Raw genomic sequence first — 5103 nt, 5'->3', positions numbered from 1 at the left:
CTCGACGCCGACATCGACCACACCACCCCCTGGGCACACGGCGGACCCACCAACATCCGCCAACTCCGCCCCCTCTGCCCACCCGACCACACCCACCGACATCACACCAAGCTCGCCTACCGCACCCGCGACAACGGCACCGTCGAAGTCACCACACCCACCGGATTCACCTCCACCGAACCCCCACCCTTCTGACGGCAACGAACAGCGACACCAGCGAGAGACCCAGCGGGATCACGGGCGAGACAGCGACACCCGAAGAGCCCCTTCGAGATCGACGTGCGCGAACCCGAAGCCCGCGCGAAGCAAACGCTCCGGCGTCACCCACCGGCTCTTGAGCACGAGTTCGGGCTCGGTTCGCAGCACCCACATCGCCGGCTCGAGCATCCACCGTGGGATCGGCATGCCGAACGGCACCCCCACGACACGGCGCAGGGTCGCCATCAGCTCACGGTTGTCCGACGCGATCGGACTGGCGAGATTGACCACGCCGTCGATGTCGTCATGGTCACGCAAGAACCGGACCGCGCCGACGACATCGTCGATGTGGATCCAGCTGAAGCGCTGCCGTCCGCGCGTGTCATGGTGCGGAGCACGCCCGTCGCCGCTCGGCGTAGGACCGATGCCCCGGTAGCGACGATGCTGCGGCCACCACCCATCGAGGTGCGGGCCACCGAGTCCCACGCGCGCAAGAGTCGCCAGCATCCGCGTCGCGGGCCCGTCTCCCAGCACGATCGCCATGCGCAGCGCCACGCGCCTTGTCTGGGGAAGATCGCCCGCGAAGAACTCCCGTTCCCAGTCCCGCGCGACGTCGACCGAGAAGCCCGAGCCCAGAGCACCGTCGGCCTCTGCGTTCGGCCGATCCATCGTGTGGCGGTAGATCGTCGCCGTCGAGGCGTTGAACCACACATGCGGCGGCCGGACGGCAGCCGCGACGGCCTCACGAAGCGCGCGCGTCGTGGCGATGCGCGACCGGTAGACCTCATCGCGGTTCGCGTCGACGTACCGGCAGTCGACCGACTTGCCGGCGAGGTTGATCAGGACATCGGCGCCGTCGACGAGACGTGCGATCGCGGCGTCGTCCCCCCACGTGACGGCGGCCGTCCTCCCCATCGTGTCGACACGGTACCCGTCGGCCGCGAATGCTTCCGCGACGCGCTCACCGACGAATCCCGTCGCACCCGCAATGACGACACGAGGCTGCATCCTGATCGCCTTCCGCATAACTGAACATGTTCAGATTACGCTAACCTGAGGCCGTGGCGACACCATCGATCTACCAGCAGGCGCTCGGATCGCGGTTCTCCCAGCTCGATCCGGGTCTGCACGCGTACTTCGGTGCGATCCCGACGGGCACGGCAGGTGTCGGTAGCGGCATATATTCCGTCGCCGGATCGCGCATCGCGTGGCTGCGCCCCGTCTTCGCGATGATGGCGTGGCGCGGCATCCTCTTCCCCGATTTCGTCCGCGATGTGCCCTTCACGGTCGTGAACATCGCTGAGCCCGATGGCTCGCTGAGCGCGACGCGCACCTTCGACTTTCCCCGCCGCACCCGCCGCACCCGCCGCATGTGCGACCGCATGACCGCCGACGGCGAGCGACTCCGCGACCGACTGGGTCGCCGCGGCGGACTCGAAGTCACCCTCGGCATCCGCGTCGTCGACGGCGAACTCCACCTGTCGTCCGAACGGCTCGCGCTCCACCTCCGGCGTCTGCGCATCCCGCTCCCCCACTGGGCGCGCGTCAGCGTCCGGGAGCGCTGGGCCGGCGGCATCCAGCATGTCGATGTGAGAATTCGGATGCCGCTCCTCGGCGACGTCTTCCGCTACGCCGGGTCCTTCACCTTCGCGCACGTGCCCCTGACCGATCCCGAGAGGATGCCGCGATGACCGCACCCACACAGAAGAGCGAGCGCACGCGCGCGCTGCTCAGCGAGATCGCGCTGCGCTCTTTCCGCGAGCGTGGGTACGACGCCACGACGATCCGGCTCATCGCGAACGAGGCCGGCGTCTCGGTCGGCACGACCAACTACCACTTCTCCAACAAGAACGGCCTCGTGCAGGAGCTCTACCTCGAGGTGCAACGCGAGCACGAAGCGGCGGCTCGCCCCCTCTTGGCCGATGAGGACGACCTCGTCGCGCGCCTCGCCATCGTCTACCGCACGGGGCTCGCGGTACTCGAGCCGTATCACGCGTCTGCGCCGGAGTTCCTCTCGGCCGCCGTGTCGCCGAAGGCGTCGATCAACCCCCTGTCCGAGGAGTCCCGGCCATCGCGCGAAGTCGTCGTGGGGCTGTTCCGCGACGCGCTCGTCGGCGCACGTCGCAGACTCCCCACCGATCTCGAAGAGCGCCTGCCCGAAGCGCTCCTGCTCGCGCACCTGCTGCTGACCCTGTTCTGGGTCTACGACTCCACACCGACCCGGCAGCGCACCGAGCGTCTGCTCGAACACGGGCTTCGCCTGCTGCGCCTCTCGCTCCCGCTGCTGCGCGTGCGCGCGCTTCGGGCACCGCTGCGCGGCATGCTCGAGGTCATCGCCGACGTTCGGGCGTGACTACTTCTTCTTCTTCTTGAGCGACTTCTCGGAGACCGACGCCGCCCCCGAAGCCTTCAGCGCGGCGTAATAGTCGCGGGCCTCGTCCTGACGCTCGCGCTCGGCACCCGACGCGATCGGGGCCCGCACGTGCTCGGGCTCGAGCCCGTACGCCTCGACGAGATCCTGCGCGTGCGGACGCAACCGCGCCGCCAGCCGGTCGATGTACCGAGAGACGGATGCTGCGCGCTGAGCCGACAGCCGACCGTTGATCAGATACCACGCGAGGTGCTTCTCGATCAGGTGCATCCCGAACAGGTCGCGCAGCCACGTGAGCACCTGTTGCGTCGACGTGTCGGTCAGCTCGTTGATGCCATCGGTGAAGGCCTCCCACTGCAGCAGCTCACCGTGCGCGCGCGCCGCCTCGATGAGCGCGGCCTGGTTCTGGTTGAACAGGTCGGCCGCTTCGGGGGCCGGGAGCTTCGACGCCGGACGCAGACGCCCCGCGACATCGGCGACCATCTGCTGAACGCGACCCGCGAGCAGCTCGTGCTGCTGATCGGCGCGCAGTCCCAATTCGACGGACCGCGCCGTCGAACCGAAGTCGGCGACGGCCTGCCCGAACTGACGCAGGCCCGCCCCGTGGAAGACCTTGCCCGCCGTCTGCCCGACGGCGAAACGGGCGAGAGCCGCGGCATCCTTGTTCTTGAACTGCTTGGCGTAATCGGACAGCAGACGCTTGCCGACGAGCTGCAGCAGCACGTTGTTGTCACCCTCGAACGTCGCATAGACGTCGAGATCCTGGTGCAGGTTCACCATGCGGTTCTCGGCGAGGTAGCCGGCGCCGCCGCAGGCTTCGCGCGCCTCCTGCACGGTCGAGAGGGCGTTCCACGTCGACAGCGGCTTGAGAGCGGCGGCGAGCGTTTCGAGATCTTCGCGCTCGTCCGGGGTGTCGTTGCGGCCCGAGAAGACGCTGTCGAACTTTCGCAGCAGCTCATCGTGCGCGAAGAACTGCGCGTAGTTCTGGGCGAGCAGCGGCAGCAGGCGGCGCTGGTGCTTGCCGTAGTCGAGCAGCACGACCTCGTCGGTGCCGCTGCCCGAGTCGAACTGGCGGCGCTGGTTTCCGTAGGTGATCGCGATCGTGAGCGCGAGCGCCGTCGCGGTGGTCGCCGCGCCGTCGAGCGAGACGCGTCCTTGCACGAGGGCGCCGAGCATCGTGAAGAAGCGGCGGCCGGGGCTCGCGATGTCGCTCGAGTAGCTGCCGTCGGCCGCCACGTCGCCGTAGCGGTTGAGCAGGTTCTCGCGCGGGATGCGCACGTGATCGAAGTGCAGGCGGCCGTTGTCGATGCCGTTGAGGCCGCCCTTGACGCCGTCGTCTTCTCCGCCGATGCCCGGCAGGAAGCCGCCCTCGTCATCGCGCAGCGGCACGAAGAAGCAGTGCACGCCGTAGTTGACGCCGCCCGTGATGAGCTGCGCGAAGACCGTCGCGGCCTTGCCGTGCAGGGCGGCGTTGCCGAGGTAGTCCTTCCAGGCGCCGCGGAACGGCGTGTGGATGACGAACTCCTCGGCCTCGGGGTCGTACGTCGCCGTCGTGCCGATCGCGGCGACGTCGGAACCGTGCCCCGTCTCGGTCATCGCGAACGCGCCCGGGATCTCGAGGTTCATGGCGCCTTCGAGCCACAGGTCGTGGTGCTTCTTCGTGCCGAGCTGGTGGATCGCCGACCCGAACAGCCCCCACTGCACGCCCGCCTTGATCTGCAGGCTCGGGTCGGCGAGCACGAGCTCTTCGAAGCCCGAGATGTTCGCGCCGTTGTCGGCGTTGCCGCCGTACTCCTCGGGGTATGCCCGACCGGATGCACCGTTGTCGACCAGCAGGTGCAGCTGGGTGAGCACGCGCTCGCGGTGCTCGGCCATGGGCATGCCGGGGATCTGCCAGAACACGGGGTCCTTGATCATGGCGCGGGCGGTGCGGCGGGTGTCGGCCCAGGTGCCCAGCAGCAGATCGGTGACCGCCGACGTGTCGATGCGCGGTTCGGACGCCTCGGCCGCCGTGTGCGCGGCGGTCGGCGCGCCGCCGGCAGGCGTGCGCTTGCTCGTGGCGGGCTTCGTGGACCGGACGACGGCATCAGCCATGGAGTATCACCTCTCGTGCAGCAGCAAAATCTCTCTCAACCGTAGAACTTCCACAAGTGAGAGCCAACCCCATTGGCGGGATGCCACAACTCGAGGTTCGGACGCCGTCCAGGCCGGTTGTGCGGTCCCGACAGCACGACCCACCCGGCGAGAGCAACCCCCTGCCGTGCTGCCCCGGTCGCGCGCATCGTTGCAGCATCGCTCGAGGAGGGAGCATCCGATGAATCGCGACACCGAGAAGCCGTCGCAAGCCGAAGGCGAAGACCCCGACCGCCCCGACCAGGGTCGAGCCGAGCCGACCGGCCGCCCGTCGCAGGCCGAGGGTGAGGACCCCGACCGTCCCGACCGTCAGACCCCCCGCGATTGACCGCGAGACTGCACCGGGGGGCGTTTCGTGGGGTTCAAACCCTGGTTGGGGGGGGGCCGTTGCAGCCCCGCGG

Annotated in this window: 6 protein-coding genes; 4 read left to right on the top strand and 2 right to left on the bottom strand. The window is 68.8% G+C overall.

The genetic code is table 11. The annotated features are described in order from the left end of the window. The coding region (locus ACFC3F_RS14955; protein ID WP_376131481.1) for an HNH endonuclease signature motif containing protein at window positions 1-195 on the top strand (195 nt) is incomplete at its 5' end. A 39-nt stretch (window positions 196-234) separates the two neighbouring features. On the opposite strand, the gene ACFC3F_RS14950 is transcribed toward ACFC3F_RS14955, so the two are convergent. Beyond that, on the bottom strand, window positions 235-1206 hold the full coding sequence (locus tag ACFC3F_RS14950; RefSeq protein WP_376131478.1) for an epimerase: 972 nt from the start codon (window positions 1204-1206) through the stop codon (window positions 235-237). Between the two features lie 53 nt (window positions 1207-1259). Between ACFC3F_RS14950 and ACFC3F_RS14945 the strand changes: the two genes are divergently transcribed. Beyond that, window positions 1260-1889 carry a DUF4166 domain-containing protein gene (locus ACFC3F_RS14945; protein WP_376131475.1) on the top strand — a complete coding sequence of 210 codons (630 nt, stop codon included), beginning with the start codon at window positions 1260-1262 and terminating at the stop codon, window positions 1887-1889. Continuing rightward, a complete protein-coding gene (locus ACFC3F_RS14940) occupies window positions 1886-2551 on the top strand; it encodes a TetR/AcrR family transcriptional regulator (RefSeq protein WP_376131473.1) in 666 nt (221 codons plus the stop codon). Before ACFC3F_RS14945 ends, ACFC3F_RS14940 begins: the two co-directional genes overlap by 4 nt. Here ACFC3F_RS14940 and ACFC3F_RS14935 read toward each other — a convergent pair whose 3' ends face one another. Further along, a complete protein-coding gene (locus ACFC3F_RS14935; RefSeq protein ID WP_376131470.1) occupies window positions 2552-4663 on the bottom strand; it encodes an acyl-CoA dehydrogenase in 2112 nt (703 codons plus the stop codon). 220 nt (window positions 4664-4883) lie between these two features. Here ACFC3F_RS14935 and ACFC3F_RS14930 point away from each other — a divergent pair, with 220 nt between their 5' ends. Continuing rightward, window positions 4884-5030, top strand: a complete 147-nt coding sequence (locus ACFC3F_RS14930; protein ID WP_376131467.1) for a hypothetical protein — start codon at window positions 4884-4886, stop codon at window positions 5028-5030. Window positions 5031-5103 lie beyond the last annotated feature (73 nt).

Origin of the sequence: Microbacterium sp. NPDC055910 (assembly GCF_042271185.1) — a bacterium.
In the GTDB taxonomy this organism is placed as follows: Bacteria; Actinomycetota; Actinomycetes; order Actinomycetales; family Microbacteriaceae; genus Microbacterium.
Note: the sequence above shows the minus strand (reverse complement) of the source record. Positions and strands in the feature narration are given on the sequence as shown.

Bases quoted from the DNA above. Each gene is read 5' to 3' on its own strand.
- ACFC3F_RS14950 (WP_376131478.1), bottom strand. From the start codon at position 1,206: ATGCAGCCTCGTGTCGTCATTGCGGGTGCGACGGGATTCGTCGGTGAG.
- ACFC3F_RS14940 (WP_376131473.1), top strand. From the start codon at position 1,886: ATGACCGCACCCACACAGAAGAGCGAGCGCACGCGCGCGCTGCTCAGC.
- ACFC3F_RS14935 (WP_376131470.1), bottom strand. From the start codon at position 4,663: ATGGCTGATGCCGTCGTCCGGTCCACGAAGCCCGCCACGAGCAAGCGC.
- ACFC3F_RS14930 (WP_376131467.1), top strand. From the start codon at position 4,884: ATGAATCGCGACACCGAGAAGCCGTCGCAAGCCGAAGGCGAAGACCCC.